Raw genomic sequence first — 16,107 nt, 5'->3', positions numbered from 1 at the left:
GCGGTTTCGTCGAAAACAGGTCGGGCTCACTTCTCAAGCAACTTCGCCGTATGGCGAAGTCGCTCGTCAACACGAATAGCCTTACGCAGCCCAGGCCGAACAGCGGATCACGCTGCAGAAATTTCCGGCGTGGAAGTGCGGTTCCTTGTCGGCGATCACATTGGCCTTGACGTTGCCGAACGTGGTGTCGGGCTTGTGCTTGATGCCGTTGTAGAACGTCTGGAGGATGTCTTCCTTGAACTGGTTTCCGCGCGGATGCGCGCGCACCACGGCTTCGCGTTCGCCATCGCTGTACTGGTCGTAGGCCAAACCGAGCACATCCATTTCCACGCCTGCCGTCACCAGCGCGATCAAGGGATGCATGTGTTGCGGGATGCCGGGCGTGGTGTGCAGCGCGATGGCCGTCCAAACAGTGTCGATGTCTTGCTGAGCGATGCCGTGGCTTTTCAGGAAGTCGCGTGCGGTATTGGCGCCGTCGACTTCGAAACGCTCGTTGGGACTGCTGTGCTTGGGCATCAGGCCCATGTCGTGGAACATCGCCCCGCAATAAAGCAGCTCCGGGTCGAACTTCAATCCGCGACGTTTGCCGGCCAAGGCGCCGAAGTAGTACACGCGGCTGGAATGATGGAACAGCAGCGGCGTGACCGTGTCGCGAACCACTTCAGTGATCTCGCGGGCCAGTTGGCTGTCGGGGACGAAAACGCCATTGACGTTCAGGGACATGATGGATCTCCATAGGGTGGGTGAATCAATTGTCCCTACGCCCATGCGTGTCCTCAATAGGCGTGATACGTCGTATACTGCCATTTCGCGCGTAATGCGGACGCGCGGGAGGTTGGTGGAAAATGGCCAAGACGGTTGCTGTCGTTGCCTTGCCGGGCGTCCAGTTGCTCGACGTTTCCGGCCCGCTGGATGTGTTCGCGCAGGCGAATATCGAAATGGGCAAGGAGTTCTACGCGCTGAAGGTCATCGCTTCCCAACGCGGCCCTATTTGCAGTTCGTCCGGAGTACGCCTGCTGCCGGACGCGATCGCGGGCGAAGGCAGCGAGCGCATCGATACCTTGCTGGTTGCCGGAGCCCCGAACGCCGCAAAGACCGCGCTGTCGCCGCATGTCTTGAAATGGCTGCGAACGACGGCCACGCGCAGCCGGCGCTATGGTTCGATTTGCACGGGCGCCTTCGTGCTCGCGGCAACGGGTTTGCTGGATGGGCACCACGTCACCACGCACTGGGCGGCGGTCGACGATCTGGCCCGCGCGTTTCCCAAGGTCCACATCGACGAGGATGCGCTGTATGTCCGCGACAGGAAGTTGCGTACTGCCGCAGGCGTCACGGCGGGTTTGGATCTCGCGTTGGCGCTGGTGGAAGAAGATCTGGGCCGCGATATCGCCAAGCGTGTCGCCGGGCAACTGGTCATGTACTTCAAGCGCCCAGGCGGGCAATTGCAGTTCAGCCGAAAAGGCGAAACCCGGCCCATGGGGCGTTCGGTGCTGCAGGAAGTCCAGCGCTGGGTCGCTGCGAATCCGGATTTGGAGCACAGCATCGCCAGCATGGCCAAGCACGCAGGACTGAGCGCTCGGCATTTCGCGCGGCTGTTCCACACGGAAGTAGGTATCACGCCTGCTGCATGGGTGGAGACCACGCGTGTCACCGCAGCGCGGATGTTGCTGGAGAACGGGCACGACACGCCGAAGCTGGTGGCTTCCAAATGCGGCTTTGCCAACGCCGACACGCTACGCCGTGCATTTCAGAAGCACGTCGGCGTCACGCCTGCCGAGTACCGCAAGCAGCATACGGTGCAGCTCTAACTGCCCGGAGCATCGGCGCGTTGGCGCTTCTTGAGCGCTCACCGGCATTCGTTTGATCCGTCATGTACTTCAAAAACAGGCGCGACCAGGAACGCCTGCGGTTTGACACTTCATCTTGCCAAGATGAAATGATATAACATTACGTATCAGGCAGCGCAGGGCTCCACCATGCGAACAATCCCCTCGACCGGCGGTGCGCCACGCTTCGCTGTCGTGCATGACAAGCGATGGATCGTCCGCGTATGTCTAGTGCTGTTGGGTATCGCCGCGTGGGCGATGACTGCGCCTCTGCATGCGCATGCGCAGTCCAATGTGGAAAGCACGCCGACGCCAACAACGACACGGTCGTTCGAGGACCGAAACATACTTTGGACGCTGGTTCATCAGCGCTGCGTATCCAAGGCGGAACGCCGGATTTTTCCGCCAGCGCCTTGCACCGACGTCGAACTCGGCCAAGGCGGCTATGCCATCTTCAAGGATCGCGACGGGCCTTATCAGTACTTGCTCTTGCCGCTTGCGCGGATCACGGGCATCGAAAGCCCGGCGCTGCTCGCTCCCGATGCCGCCAACTATTTTGCCGCGGCGTGGAAGGCCCGCCTTTACGTCGACGCGTCGTTGCACGCCTCGCAACCGCGAGGCGTGGTGAGTCTGGCGATCAATTCGAGCCTCGGTCGCTCCCAGGATCAACTGCATATCCATATCGACTGCGTTCGCGGCGATGTACAGGACGCCATCCATCGTTGGCTTCCGAGGATCACACCGGATTGGCGCCCGCTGCCGGAAGGTCTGCCGCCGTTTGGACATCGCTACGCGGCCAAATGGGTGAGCGGCGAGAACCTTCGCGACAATCCGCTCAAGGATCTCGCCAGCGCATTACCGCGCAACGATACCCTTGCCACGCATAGCTTGCTGGTCATGGGGGCGTACTCCCCATCCGGTGCACCTGGCTTCGTTTTATTGAGCGGTCGTGCGGACACCGCAACGGGCGATCGTGCGCATGCCGAGGAACTGCAAGACACGACGTGCGCGATAGCCCAACACCCGCCGTAACGAAGCTGCTCACGCAGCTCGTATTCATTCGCGATGGCCGAACGCCGAAGGAAGCGCGGGTTCGCATCGGTTCTTCACTACTGCTCTTTTTGGATTTTCATGCCCTGGTCGTTATTAGCAGCGACGCTCGTCGCATCCGTGGCGCTCACGGCGCGACTGCTCGTCTGGTTACCCCCGCCTCAATTGATTCGCATCCTGCCGTGGCTGCAGTCCCTGGCCGCCGGCCTGCTGATGGGCGATGCGCTGCTGCACATGGTTCCCGATGCGCTGGCGCAGGGCGAATCCATCGGACGAGTAGGGCCGCACATATTGATGGGCATGCTTGCCCTCTTTACCGTCGAATGCGTGTTGCGCGCGCTTCGCACACCGGGGACGACGGCGACGTTTGCGCACATGAATATCGTGGGCGACGCGTTGCACCACCTGGTGGATGGCGTGGTGATAGGTGCCAGCTTTACGGTCAATCCAGCCGTCGGATGGTTGGTCGCACTGGCCATCATGTTGCACGAACTGCCGCGTGAGGTCAGCAACGCCGGAGTCCTGATCGCAGGCGGATACGATCGCGACGCAGCGTTCATCCTCACCTTCGCCACCTGCGGAGCCACTCCGTTCGGTGCGTTGCTTATGGCGGGTCTGGCACCCGCTGCGTTTCTGGCGGAAAGCCTTGTGCTTGCCGCGGGTACCACCCTTTATCTGGCCTGTGGCGACCTCATTCCCGCGCTGTGGGCCAATGCCACCAAAAGCCGCCAGCGGCTCGCGCCAGCGTTGGGAGTGAGTGCAGGTGTGATCTTGATGTGGATAGCCGCGTTACTGGAGCGTGCGGTCCTGAAGTAATTCATGGCAAGACGCGCTGCAGGGCGCGACGAAATCAGCCAGTGAAAAACAACGTGCGGACGCTGCGTGCGGCGCCATCGGCATGGGATATGCATGAATAACTCCGATGACGTCGGCACGATGGCGGAGTAGTGGATATGACACTGGCGCGTATGGACCAAATGACTCGGGAAGCCGTGGGGTTCGCCCTGTGGCTCGCCGGCGTCATCCTGAATATGGCGGCGTTTGTCTGGCTGGGATTTCAGGTCTTGAAGTGGCTTCACGACGGCTATTGGACAAACCAGCCCACCGTCATGTCATGGATGCGGGACTTTTGCCCGGGAGCGTGCTCGTTCGTGAACAATCCGCACTCCTGGTATGGCGTGGCCAGGGTGATGCATCTGCTTTACCAGATGCCGTCCGGGCTGGCGCTTTCCCTGATCGGCGTGGGCTGCGCGGTGGTCAGTGTGTCGGTGGCCGATCATCGGATCGATGCATTTCACGTCACAAAATTGCCGAGTGCGGCAACTTTTTGAACGGCCTGGTCGCGGTCGCTCTCCCGTGACCACGCTCGTGGGCCCGTCGGTGCCGATCTGGCACCCTGCGATGAGGGTTCCCTAACCTTCGGCACATTCACGCACGCGTGTCTTGGTCGATCCTGCGTCGTTGTCGCGATAGGGTGCGGGTCTTGCGGCCGGTTTTGCTATAGATCATCAGGCAACGATTTCGCAGCATCGAGCACCCGGCCGTTTTGAGCTGGAGCCACAATGTCGCGGGCTACCAGGTCACACGGCTTCACATCGCATGAAGATGCGCTGTTATAGAGATTCTGTGTGTCCGGCTCGACAACGCGGTGCTCCGTGCCGCGAGGGTATTGCGGGGATGTTGTCGACGGCAGGGAGTGCATGCATTTGGTCTTGACCTCAGGCGAGTGGAGACAGATTTTGGCCAGGCAATCTTTTGTGTCGTCATCTTTTTCGTCGTTGACCTTTTTCACGTTGGTGGGCGGTTGTCTTGGTTTGTTCGTGGCGGCGTCCTGCGCCGCTGCGGATACGTCGAGCTTCCATGGCGCTCCCGGCGCAGCGTCATCCGTGGCCAATCCCTACGCCGGTCAAATTTCCGCCGTAAACGCGGGGCGCGATCTCTATGCCAAGAATTGCGCGAGTTGCCACGGCCTTGGCGGGCAGGGCGCCGGCAATATTCCGGCGCTGGCGCATGGCGCCGCGCAACAGGCGACGGATGGCGCGCTGTTCTGGTTCATCACCCAGGGTGCGGTGAACAACGGCATGCCGTCATGGGCAGCCCTGCCGGAGCAGCAGCGCTGGCAGATCGTTTCGTACCTGAAGACGTTGCCGACGGCGAAGCCCGTGCAAGCGGCACAAATTGCATCGGTCGCGTCGTCCATTACGACGCCACCGCCGACACCGCCCTTTACCGATTTCCGTTACGAGGCGCCGGGCAAGTCCCGCAAGATTACGCTGGCCGACCTGCCAGCTCCTTATGCCACCGCCTCGGCGGGCAATGGGCCGACGTTGGTGCCGCGCCCTGCCGACGCGTGGCCCAAGGCACCGGCCGGCTTCAAGGTGAATCTCTACGCCGAGTCGCTGGGTACGCCGCGCGTGATTCGCACCGCGCCGAACGGCGACATTTTTCTTGCCGAAAGCGGCAGCGGTCAGATCCGCGTTTTCCGTGGTTTGTCGGCGGATGGCAAGCCCGCGCAAACCGAAGTGTTCGCCACGCACCTGCATCAACCGTATGGCATCGCGTTCTATCCGGCGGGGCCCAATCCACAATGGGTATACGTGGGCGATACCGATGAAGTGGTCCGCTTTCCGTATCGCAACGGCGATCTGAAGGCGCGCGGGAAGGCGGAGCATATCGTCGACCTGCCGCATGGCGACGGCCACTGGACGCGCGATGTCGCGTTTTCGCGCGACAACAAGACCCTGTTCGTCGCGGTGGGATCGGCTTCCAATGTGGACGATCCGGATGTTACGCCCGCGGAAAAGGATCGCGCGGACATCCTGGCGTTCAATCCCGACGGATCGAACAAGCGCGTCTATGCGTGGGGCATACGCAATCCCTCCGGCATCGCCATCGATCCGAAGAACGGACAGCTATGGACCACGGTGAACGAGCGCGACGGGCTGGGCGACAACCTCGTTCCCGACTACATCACCTCGGTGCGCGAGGGCGGTTTTTATGGATGGCCGTGGTGGTACATGGGCTCGCACCAGGACCCGCGCCATGTCGGCAAGCATCCGGAATTGAAGGACAAGGTCATCACGCCGGATGTGATCCTGCAGCCGCACAACGCGGCACTGCAAATCGCGTTTTACGAAGCGAGCCGGTTTCCGGAGGAATACGACGGAGACTTGTTCGGCGCCGAGCACGGATCGTGGAACAAGGCGACGCGCGTCGGGTATGAGGTGATTCGCGTTCCCCGTCATCACACCGACAAGGCCAGCGGAGAATACGAGGATTTTCTCACCGGCTTCGTGCTGCCGAACGGACAAGTCTGGGGGCGTCCGGTAAGTGTGACGGTCGCGCCGGACGGTTCGCTGCTGGTGACGGACGACGGTTCCAATTCGGTCTGGCGCGTGGATTACGTCGGCTCCGGAAAATGAGCAGAGTGGTCGGTTAAATCCAGCGTCATGAAAACGCTGTGGGGGTCCGCCCTGTAGTCGCCGAACGGCGGACATTCCACGAAGCCATGACGTTTGTAGAACGTGCGGGCGGGGATGAAATAATCCCACGCCCCTGTTTCAAGGCTGACACGCGATAGGCCATCGGCACGGGCCGTATCGATGAGATGGCGCAGCATGGCGCTCCCTGCGCCACGCTTGCGCGCGGATTGCGACGTGTGCATCGATTTGATTTCGCCATGATCCGGCGTAAGTCGTCGCAATGCACCGACACCCAGCAATTCATCGCGGTCCCAGATGGCCCAGAAACTGATATCGGGCGATTGCAGTGCGGTCACGTCCAGGGCATGCGCGCTGCCTCGGGCGGTTTCCGCGCGTGCGGTGGTGACGTGCGTGTGGAGCAAGGCAATGATGCGTGAATCGCCGAGGTCGCCAGGAAGGATCTGCATTGCGTCACTGCTCTCGCTCAGGTGCCTGCGGCCAGTTTAATCCAGGCACACATGGGAACTGACTAGGTCAATGCTCAGACCGCGTGGTAAAACGGCGGCACCACCTTATTCAACCTGCCATGCTGAAACCTTCGGAAACCATCCGGATCGACGATATCGGCGCGCCCCGTCGCATCCGATTCTGGCTGGCGATGTGGTTTGGCGTGGTCGTGCTGATCGGTCTTCTGGATGCGCTGCATCGCTACCTCAATGATGTGGCCGATCGCATACCGTCAGCTTTTGGACCCAAGCTCGTCGAGGAAATGACGGGAAGCCTGAGCTTCGGCGTGCTGGTGCCGTTGCTGGTGGCGGCATTGCGGGGTATTCGCGGATTGCCCGAGCGCTGGCAGCGCTTGGCGAGCCATGTCGTGTTGCTCTGTGTGGTGTCGGTGCTGCACACCAGCTTCATGTGGGGCTCGCGCACCGCACTCTTCCATCTGTTTGGCTATGGCGACTACGACTACGGCGTGATGTCGTGGCGCTATCTGATGGAGTTCCCCAGCGACGTTTTCTATTACCTGTTGCTGGCCTTTGTGCTGTGGCTGGCTGATCGCTATCGCCAGGCGCAGAAGCGCGAATTGCGCGCCGTGCAATTGGAGTCGGCGTTGTCGGAGGCGCGGCTGGATGCGTTGCGCTTGCAGCTCAATCCGCATTTCCTGTTCAACACGCTCAATGCCGTCTCGTCCATCATGTACGAGCGGCCGCGCGTGGCCGACGAAATGCTGGCCCGCATCGGCGAGCTGTTGCGCGCCACACTCGGGGCCCGCGAGCAGGAACACGCATTGGCGGAGGAGTGGAAGCTGCTGGAGCTGTACCTGGATATCCAGAAAGCGCGTTTCGGCGAGCAGCTGGTCGTGCATATCGAATCGGAAGCGTCGCTGGGCGCGGCGCGCGTGCCGTTTCTCGTATTGCAGCCGATTGTCGAGAACGCCATCGAGCATGGCGGCGGGAGCGATGTCAGGCTTGTCGATGTGAAGGCGGTACATCGCGACCAGCAGCTGGAATTGTCGGTTCGCGATGCAGGCCAAGGCCAAGGCGACAGCACGCATCGCGGTCACGGTATCGGCCTGAGCAATATCGAAGCCAGGCTCAAGCACCTTTACGGCGACGCCGCAGGCTTGCGGCTGGAGCGTATCGAAGGACAAGGCACGTGCGTTTCGCTCTGGCTGCCGTATGCCGAGAGCCGGCCCGCATGACGTTGCGCGCGGTCATTGTCGACGACGAAGCGCCGGCGCGCGATAAGCTGAAGCGCTATCTCGCCATGTCCGACGGCATCTTGCTGGTGGGCGAAGCGGGTAACGGGCGCGATGCGCTGACGCTGATCAACAAAGTGCGTCCCGACGTGGTCTTCCTCGATATCAGCATGCCGGACATGGACGGTTTTTCGGTGCTGCAGGCCTTGGGCGATCCGCTGCCTGCGGAAATCGTCTTCGTGACCGCGCATGACGACCGTGCCTTGCAGGCCTTCGAAGTGCATGCATTCGATTACCTTCTCAAGCCGGTGAGCCCGGAACGATTCGATCGACTGATCCAACGGTTGCGCGAGCGCCTGATGCCGGGCATGGACATGAGTCGTCGCATCGACGGCTTGCTCGAGACATTGCCGCCACCGGCGCATTACATCGAGCACGTGCTGGTGCAGTCCGACGAGAGTGCGCAACTGATTCGTGCCGACCGCATCAGCCGCATCGAATCGAGCCGCAATTACCTCGATGTTTATGCGGAAGGGCGCAGCTATCGGCTGCGCGGCACGCTGGAGAACATGCTGTCGCGGCTCAACCCGTTGCGGTTCGCGCGCGTGAATCGATCGGCCCTGGTGCGCCTGGAAGCCATACGCGAAGTGCTTCCCTGGCCGGAAGGGGAGTATCGGCTGCTGCTCGACGACGGCGCGCGCCTTACCTGGACCCGCCGCTACCTGGACAGCCTGCCGCCGGGATTGCTCACGCGTTTGTAAAGCGCGGGCCGTGACTCGTCCCCGTCATGCCGGCATTCGTCCCACATCCCCGTTTACGAGGCGCGGCAAAGCGCATGCTGGCGCCCATCACGGCACGGCTTGAGGGCAGGGTTATGGCAAGGCGAGTGTGGATATGGACAGGTGGCGTCGTGCTGGTGGCGGCGTTGGCGGGCGTTGGGATGTCCCGGTTAGGAAGCGCGGCGAAAGTGGCTGCCGGCATGGCGGCGCATAACCTGTGCTCGGCGACGTACGTGGCGGGGCTGGACCCGGAAGCGACATTTCAGGAACTGGTGAAACCCATCATCGGCCACCCGCTGGATCGCCTGGCCAGTTATCGGGTGGATCGCGCCCATCAAAGTGTGGAGGCTACGTTTGCCGGCTTGTTTCACGCCAAGGCCGATTTCACGCCGGGCTACGGATGCCGCCTCGAATACGCCGATACGCCGCCATCGCCGGCATCGCGTCCGCTTTTGCCGGCACCCGTCGACGATGGATTCGCGCCGGCGGGAACGGTGACCAGCAGCGATCCTGTGATTACTACCGCGCTCGACCGGGTATTCGACGAACAAGCCGGGGAGCCCACCAAAGACGTCAAAGCCGTGGTGATCGTGAAAGACGGCCACGTCATCGCGGAGCGTTATGCAAAAGGTTTTGACGCGCATACGCCGCTGTTGAGTTATTCGGTGGCGAAATCGTTCACCAATGCGCTGCTCGGCATTCTGGTGAAGCAAGGGCGTCTGCATGTGGACCAACGAGTTGGCGCGCCGGAATGGTCGGCCGCGGACGATTCGCGCGGTCGTCTGACCATCGAGGATCTCCTGCGCATGCGCAGTGGCCTCAGCGTGGAAGAAAGCGCCGATGGCTTCAGCCCGGTGGCGCGCATGGAATACCTGAAGAACGACATGGCGGCCTACGCCGCGCAGTATTCGCTAAGCAGGCCGATCGGTAGCGAGTGGGATTACACATCCGGCAACACGCTGATTCTGGATCGGCTGCTTGGACAAACCGTCGGCGGTGGCGCATCAGGCATGCGTACCTTCGCGGAGCAGCAATTGCTTGAGCCTGCGCGCCTGAGCGGTGTGACGATGGAATTCGACGGCAGCGGCGTTTTCATGGGCGCGTCTTACGTCTACGCGCCTGCGCGTACTTATGCGCGTTTCGGCGAGCTTTACCTGCACGATGGCGTGGCGCCCAACGGACAACGCATCCTGCCGGAAGGGTGGGTGGATTGGTCGCGGCGCTCCACCTTGGGCTCGCCCTATGGCGCAGGTTTCTGGACCAACGACGGACCGAGCAAGGTGGCCGCGTGGCGAGTCGCGCAGGGTTTTCCCAAAGATGGTTTTTATGCGAGCGGCTTCCTGGGCCAGCGCATCTACATCATTCCATCGGAACAACTGGTGATCGTGCGTTTCGGCTATTCGCAGGGCGACAGCTTTGGCATGGAGGACGATCTGGCGCTGATTGCCGCGGCGATTCATGCCACGCATGGCGAGACGAAGGCGCTGGCGGCGGCCGGGCGATAACGTGAAGCTAACCATCGCATCGCTGAACAATATAGCGGTGCAATGAAATGTTCTCGCTCCATGTCATTGATTTTCCGCATCACCGAATCGGTGCCTTTGTCGTTACAAATGCCTAACGAGCCTTGGTGCACATTGACTGTCCGGGCAGCTATTTCATCTGCCGCGGGCAACCGTCAACGTGGTGGAGGCCGATTCATGAATACCCCAGGCTCGTCCCATTCGTCATGGCATTTCCGCGCATGGTCCGATTACATCGCGCGCATGGTTCACCCGACGGTAAAAACCACGCTTCGACAAGCGCCGGTGCGCATGACACGGCGACAGGAGTTGCTTGCTGCGCAGGATCGAAAACGCAAGGAACAGCGCGCGCATGTGCTGGAGTTGCTGCGCGAAGTCAAGGAAAAGCACAACCAAAACCCGCCTGTGCAAGATCCGGGCTTTGTGAGCCATCACAGCTAGTCGAAACTGATTTTCCTTCGGTGAAGAACGGCATGCTTTGCGCTTCGCAGCGCGTGCCGTTCTTTTTGTATGTCCGCTCGACGGGTTATTTCTGCCAGCGCTCGATCGGCGCGGGACTGCCCAGCAGATAGCCTTGTCCCATTTCGCATCCCATGCGCAGCAAGGTGTCGTACTGCGACTGCGTTTCTATGCCTTCGGCGATCACCTGAATATTCAGCGCGTGGGCCAGCGCGAGAATCGCGGCGACCACGGTGGTGCTATTGCCGCGATCCGACTTGTCGAGCTCGCTCACGAACGCCCGGTCGATTTTCAGCATGCGGAAGGGCAGCGAGTGCAGATAGCTCAGCGAGGAATAGCCCGTCCCGAAATCGTCGAGGGCGGCGCCGACACCCGCCGTGCGCAGGCGATCGAGCATGGCGCGCACACTTTCGGGATTGTCCAGCAATGCGCCTTCGGTGACTTCGGTGATCAGCCGCGACGGCGACAGGCCGATGCGTTCGAGCATCTTGAGGATGCGCATGTCGAAGTCCATGTGACGCAGGTGCAAGGCCGACACATTGAACGTGATGAACGGGTTGCCCGGGATATGTTCCACGAGCAGACGGCAGCTCAGTTCGAACAGGCGCCAGTCGATGGCTTCGATCAGGCCGCTGTCTTCGGCGATTTTTACGAACTCCGACGGTTTTAGAAGTCCGCGTTGCGGGTGATTCCAGCGAATCAAGGCCTCATAGCCGACGACCTGGTTATCGCCAAGCCGAAAGATGGGCTGGAAATACGGCTCGAATTCGCTCTGCCGCAACGCCTTGCGCAGTTCGCTCTCCATGGCCAGCACATCGACCATGCCCTTGGCCAGCGCTTCGTCGAATACCGTAAAGCGTTTGCGTCCTAGCTGCTTGGCTTGATAAAGCGCGATGTCTGCGTCGCGGATCAGTTCATCGGCATCCAGGTAGCTCGAATCGCCGTAGGCAATGCCCACGCTTATCGAAGGTTCCAGTTCTTTGCCGGATATGCGCAAGGGGACAGACACGGCTTGCAAGACGCGAGTGGCCACGGCGGTCGCGGTGGTCGTGGTGTCGATGTCTTCAAGCAGGATGGCGAATTCGTCGCCCGAAAGCCGCGCCACCATGTCCGGTTCGCGAACATGGGTCAGCAGCCGCATCCCGATCGACTTGAGAAACTCGTCGCCGGCCAGATGCCCCAGGCTGTCGTTGATTACTTTGAAGCGGTCGATATCCAGATAAAGCAGTGCGCAGCGGCGGTTCGGCTCGTGCTGGATAAGATGGAGCACGTTGTCGAGCCGCTCGCGCAGGTAGCCGCGATTGGGCAGGCCGGTGAGCGGGTCGTGCATTACCTGATGATGCAGCTGCTGCTGCATTTGTTCGCGACGCACGATTTCGGCGCGCAATTCCCGCGTGCGTTCTTCGACGCGATGCTCCAGCCGCACGTTGGCCTGATGCAAGGCGGCGGCGGACCGCCGTCGATAAATGCTGTTGGCGATCTGCAGCGCGACGAAGCTCAACAACTCCTGGTCGGCGACGCTGTAACTGCCATTCGGATCGTAGCTTTGCACCACCACGATGCCGATCACCGCTTCGTCCACCTTAAGCGGCACGCCCAGCCAGCACGCCGCGGGCTCGCCCACGTAGCGCGGTACCACCTCGCCCGTGTTGGCGAGTGCAACGATATCCTCGCGACTTCCCGACCACGGCCGGCCGTGTCGCATCACGTATTCGCTCAAGCCCTGGCCGAGCGGGCGCGTTTGCGGGCGATGGATGCCGGCATCGATGTAATAGGGAAAATCCAGGTTGGCGCGGTCGTCGGTGAGCAGGGCGATGAAGAAATTCCTCGCGTCCAGCAGTCCGCCCACGACGGCATGGACGCGCTGGTAGAAGGTGTTTTCATCGATGTCGGCGGTCGCAAGCTGCGCCACTTTGAACAGCGCTTCCTGCAGGCGCTCCGCGCGCAGGCGTTCGCGCACTTCCTGTCGAAGGCCGCGGTTGACCTCCGCGAGTTCTTCCGTGCGGAGGCGCACCCGACGCTCGAGCTCGTCCTTGCTCTCCTTGCGTTCCAGCGCGGTAAGAATGTGGTGGCCGACGAACTCAAGCAGGGAAAGATCGTCGCGCGTGTAGACATTGCCGCTGCGATAGCTCTGCACCACGACGGCGCCTTCCACTTTGCCATCGTGCAGCATCGGCACGCCCAGCCAGTCTTCGCTGTCCGGACCCGAAAGGATCACCGGCCCGTCCACCTGCTGGTGCAGTTGTTCGTTGCTGCCCATCAGCGGCTTGCCCTGGGTGAGTAGGTACCAGGTGAGGGTGTGCTGCCGCTCCTCCAGCGCGATTTCGCGCGTGGTGTCGGGCTGATCCTTGTCCTCGCTGTCTGCGTAGTACAAGAAGCGCAGCGTGCTGCGTTCGGGGTGATAGCGCACGATGAAGAAGTTTTCGGCGTACATCAGCCCGCTGACGACGCGATGGATCTCGTGCAGCATGTCCGGCATCTCGAGATTCGATCCTGCGAGATCCGAAATCGCGAACAGCGCGCGTTGCAGGTTTTCCGAATGCTCGAGCTGGGTGTGCGAATCGTAGAGGTCGGCCAGCTTGATCGCGTGGTGAAGCTGGCGCACGCCAAGCTGCAAATAGGGCCCGACGCTGGCTAGCACGGTTTTGGCGCCTTTTTCGGCAGCCACGCTCAGGATCAGGACGACCTGTTCCTCACGCAACAGGGCGAGAGCGTACTGCCGTCCATCGGGGGACGACTGGGCGCCATTGGGTGCGGCCAGCGCCGATTGCGCCAGGGACAGCTCGGCGGGATCGCGTCCCGCCTTGGCCTGACATCGGCCTTTCGACGGATCCAGCCACAGGACTTCCGCCCGATCGCAGTCGCGTTGCGTCCGGACCAGTTCTTCGATGAGCAAGCCCACGTCTTCCGGACTGGAAGCCTCGATCAGGCGACCCAGCCAAGCCGTGTATTCCGACTCGTGCTTGGTTCCTGCGGGAAAGGGAAGCGTTCGGCTCATGATCACCCGATTACCGTTTTGGTACCTATCAGCGGTTAACTGCAGTCCAAACAGCGTGAAATATTGAGTACGTGGGCTGAACGTCTAGGTACATGGCCAATATATCGGTTATTTGGCCGATTGCTTGATGCGTCATCCCGAGGGGGCTTCACCGCAGCATAGCGTGGTCTGAACGACTTGTTACAGGGGGCTGCGGCAAGGAAGCCGGAGGGGGAAAGCCCAATGGTGCGTGCACGGGGGAAGCAGCGCTGGCTCCCGACCACCCGTCATGTGCCGTAATAAAAAACGGGGCCTTGGCTCCTTTGCATGACTTCAGGCATGCGCCCTCGCGGCGCTCCTGGGCGGAGCATTCCCGCGCACTGAACTATGGATTTGTTCAAAAGGAGAGGTACGTATGAAAAGGGGCTTGTTGGTTTCAGCAGGTATTGCAGTGCTTCTTGCAGGATGCGCTACCACGACAAACAAAGTCGATTCCACCACGATCGCATCGTTTCAACCGGGAGTGACCACCGTGGCACAGGTGGAGGCCGCATTGGGTCAGCCGTTTCAAACCCTGCGGATGCCCGACGGTACGCAGCAATTGCAGTACGTGAGCAAAGTGCAGAACATGGCGGCGGACAGTATGGCGACGACAGGTTCTGTCATTCCCAAGCGCGCCACGACGACGGTTTCCACCATGCTGGCGTTCGATCAGTCGGGTCATTTCCTGCGTTCCTGGTCGAGTTCGAAAACCCAGGACGACAATAAAATGCCCAGCGATCTGGGAAATATGCAGCAGGGGGATGTTTCTCGCGGAACATCGGGTCGTTGAGGATATGCGAACAGGCACCAGGATCGGCCGGTGCCATGCGCATGTCGATAAAAAGCCCGCTTTCGAGCGGGCTTTTTATTCATGCCGACTCACGCATCGGCAACATGCCTGATGCGCACGTAACCATGTTCGGCAACGTCGGTACTTGCCAGGTGATTCCGTTACGACGTTGGCTGCGGACGCGATCGTCCGCAGCCATGATGGCCTGCCTTCAAACCGGCGGCGGATTGCGCTCGCCGAAACCGCGCTGGTGCCAGTACGGGTAGACCGGCGCGATCTCGCTGGCGGCATCGAGCTTGGCGACTTGCTCGGTGGTCAGGTTCCAGCCGATGGAACCCAGATTCTGTCGCAGCTGTTCTTCATTGCGCGCACCGATCACCACGGTCGAAACCGTGGGACGCTGCAGCAACCAGTTGAGCGCGACCTGCGGAATCGTCTTGCCGGTTTCCTTCGCGACTTCGTCGAGCGCATCGATGACGCCATACAAGTACTCGTCGCTTACCTGCGGTCCCACGTCGCCGGTTTTGTGGAGGCGACTGACAGCGGGAAGCGGCTGACCGCGACGGATCTTGCCGGTAAGGCGTCCCCATCCCAGCGGACTCCAGACCACCGCGCCGACGCCTTGATCCAATCCAAGCGGCATCAGCTCCCATTCGTAATCGCGTCCGATCAGCGAATAGTAGGTTTGGTTCGCGACATAGCGCGTGTAGCCGTAGCGATCGGCCACGGCCAGCGATTTCATCAAATGCCAGCCGGAAAAGTTCGACACGCCGAGGTAGCGGATCTTGCCGGCGCGCACCAGGTCGTCGAGTGTCGAAAGCGTTTCTTCCACGGGTGTCTTCGCATCGAAGCCGTGCAACTGGAACAGATCGATGTAGTCCGTGCCGAGGCGCTTGAGCGATCCGTCGACGGAACGAAGCAGGTGATAGCGCGAGGAGCCGACGTTGTTGGGTTCGTCGTCGAAGCGGAACGTGGCTTTGGTGGAAATCAATACCTTGTCGCGACGGCCCTTGATGGCCTCGGCCAGCACCGATTCGGCGGCACCGGACGAATAAATATCCGCGCTGTCGAACATGGTGAGGCCGGCATCGAGGCAGATGTCGACCAGGCGACGCGCTTCGGCTGCCTCGGTATTGCCCCACGCGCCGAAAAACTCGCCTTTGCCGCCGAATGTTCCGGTTCCGAAACTAAGTACGGGTACCTTGAAACCGGAGGCACCGAGATGTCGATATTCCATGCAAGCAATCCTCGTGATGGATGGTGGGGAGGGGAATCGATCCCGCTACATTTGTCATCGCGATCCGGGATTGCAAGAGCCCGCCTGTGCGTCCGGAGGATCGGGCAATAACCCTCTGCGATCGGATAACTGCACCCGTCATGTATCTGCAAACGCATGTTGCGGACCGATCTACCGCCGAAGCGCTTTAGACCGATCTCAATGGACGTCTTTACGCTTAAAGAATGCTTCGTGGCGGACGATAAACTCTCCATGACGTCAGCCGAACTCCAGCTGGCGCCACGGCATATCAAACGGTGTGCA

Annotated in this window: 14 protein-coding genes; 10 read left to right on the top strand and 4 right to left on the bottom strand. The window is 61.0% G+C overall.

The window, feature by feature from the left end; translation table 11 throughout:
* Positions 1 to 81: 81 nt before the first annotated feature.
* Positions 82 to 723 (bottom strand): HD domain-containing protein, encoded by a 642-nt coding sequence (locus tag DWU99_RS03435; protein ID WP_115476582.1) that lies wholly within the window; start codon positions 721 to 723, stop codon positions 82 to 84.
* A 122-nt stretch (positions 724 to 845) separates the two neighbouring features.
* On the opposite strand from DWU99_RS03435, the gene DWU99_RS03430 reads away from it, so the two are divergent.
* The 5 genes from DWU99_RS03430 to DWU99_RS03410 all read left to right on the top strand — a co-directional run bounded on the left by DWU99_RS03430 (position 846) and on the right by DWU99_RS03410 (position 6,298).
* Positions 846 to 1,808 carry a GlxA family transcriptional regulator gene (locus DWU99_RS03430; protein WP_115476581.1) on the top strand — a complete coding sequence of 321 codons (963 nt, stop codon included), beginning with the start codon at positions 846 to 848 and terminating at the stop codon, positions 1,806 to 1,808.
* Between the two features lie 168 nt (positions 1,809 to 1,976).
* Positions 1,977 to 2,858 carry a CDP-diacylglycerol diphosphatase gene (locus tag DWU99_RS03425; protein ID WP_115476580.1) on the top strand — a complete coding sequence of 294 codons (882 nt, stop codon included), beginning with the start codon at positions 1,977 to 1,979 and terminating at the stop codon, positions 2,856 to 2,858.
* Between the two features lie 99 nt (positions 2,859 to 2,957).
* Positions 2,958 to 3,692 (top strand): ZIP family metal transporter, encoded by a 735-nt coding sequence (locus DWU99_RS03420; protein WP_158543228.1) that lies wholly within the window; start codon positions 2,958 to 2,960, stop codon positions 3,690 to 3,692.
* A gap of 137 nt (positions 3,693 to 3,829) precedes the next feature.
* Complete coding sequence (locus tag DWU99_RS03415) at positions 3,830 to 4,207, top strand: hypothetical protein (RefSeq protein WP_115476577.1); 378 nt, start codon at positions 3,830 to 3,832, stop codon at positions 4,205 to 4,207.
* Between the two features lie 426 nt (positions 4,208 to 4,633).
* On the top strand, positions 4,634 to 6,298 hold the full coding sequence (locus DWU99_RS03410; protein WP_233510846.1) for a PQQ-dependent sugar dehydrogenase: 1,665 nt from the start codon (positions 4,634 to 4,636) through the stop codon (positions 6,296 to 6,298).
* Here the strand turns inward: DWU99_RS03410 and DWU99_RS03405 are convergent.
* Positions 6,277 to 6,765, bottom strand: a complete 489-nt coding sequence (locus tag DWU99_RS03405; RefSeq protein WP_115476575.1) for a GNAT family N-acetyltransferase — start codon at positions 6,763 to 6,765, stop codon at positions 6,277 to 6,279. The two genes, DWU99_RS03410 and DWU99_RS03405, sit on opposite strands and share 22 nt — an antisense overlap.
* A gap of 119 nt (positions 6,766 to 6,884) precedes the next feature.
* On the opposite strand from DWU99_RS03405, the gene DWU99_RS03400 reads away from it, so the two are divergent.
* From DWU99_RS03400 to DWU99_RS03385, 4 genes are all read left to right on the top strand, one after another.
* Positions 6,885 to 8,000: a sensor histidine kinase gene (locus DWU99_RS03400; protein WP_115476574.1), complete on the top strand. Its 1,116-nt coding sequence runs from the start codon at positions 6,885 to 6,887 to the stop codon at positions 7,998 to 8,000.
* Positions 7,997 to 8,758: a LytR/AlgR family response regulator transcription factor gene (locus DWU99_RS03395; protein WP_115476573.1), complete on the top strand. Its 762-nt coding sequence runs from the start codon at positions 7,997 to 7,999 to the stop codon at positions 8,756 to 8,758. The genes DWU99_RS03400 and DWU99_RS03395 overlap by 4 nt, the downstream gene beginning before the upstream one ends.
* A gap of 113 nt (positions 8,759 to 8,871) precedes the next feature.
* Positions 8,872 to 10,281, top strand: coding sequence for a serine hydrolase domain-containing protein (locus DWU99_RS03390; protein WP_147292882.1), 1,410 nt, complete (start codon positions 8,872 to 8,874; stop codon positions 10,279 to 10,281).
* 60 nt (positions 10,282 to 10,341) lie between these two features.
* Positions 10,342 to 10,740, top strand: coding sequence for a hypothetical protein (locus DWU99_RS03385; RefSeq protein ID WP_147292881.1), 399 nt, complete (start codon positions 10,342 to 10,344; stop codon positions 10,738 to 10,740).
* An 85-nt stretch (positions 10,741 to 10,825) separates the two neighbouring features.
* On the opposite strand, the gene DWU99_RS03380 is transcribed toward DWU99_RS03385, so the two are convergent.
* Complete coding sequence (locus DWU99_RS03380) at positions 10,826 to 13,756, bottom strand: bifunctional diguanylate cyclase/phosphodiesterase (RefSeq protein ID WP_115476569.1); 2,931 nt, start codon at positions 13,754 to 13,756, stop codon at positions 10,826 to 10,828.
* 394 nt (positions 13,757 to 14,150) lie between these two features.
* Between DWU99_RS03380 and DWU99_RS03375 the strand changes: the two genes are divergently transcribed.
* Positions 14,151 to 14,567, top strand: coding sequence for a hypothetical protein (locus DWU99_RS03375; protein ID WP_115476568.1), 417 nt, complete (start codon positions 14,151 to 14,153; stop codon positions 14,565 to 14,567).
* A 211-nt stretch (positions 14,568 to 14,778) separates the two neighbouring features.
* Here the strand turns inward: DWU99_RS03375 and DWU99_RS03370 are convergent, their stop codons facing one another.
* Positions 14,779 to 15,804 (bottom strand): aldo/keto reductase, encoded by a 1,026-nt coding sequence (locus tag DWU99_RS03370; RefSeq protein ID WP_115476567.1) that lies wholly within the window; start codon positions 15,802 to 15,804, stop codon positions 14,779 to 14,781.
* Positions 15,805 to 16,107: the final 303 nt, after the last annotated feature.

Source organism: Dyella psychrodurans (assembly GCF_003363265.1).
GTDB lineage: Bacteria > Pseudomonadota > Gammaproteobacteria > Xanthomonadales > Rhodanobacteraceae > Dyella_B > Dyella_B psychrodurans.
Note: the sequence above shows the minus strand (reverse complement) of the source record. Positions and strands in the feature narration are given on the sequence as shown.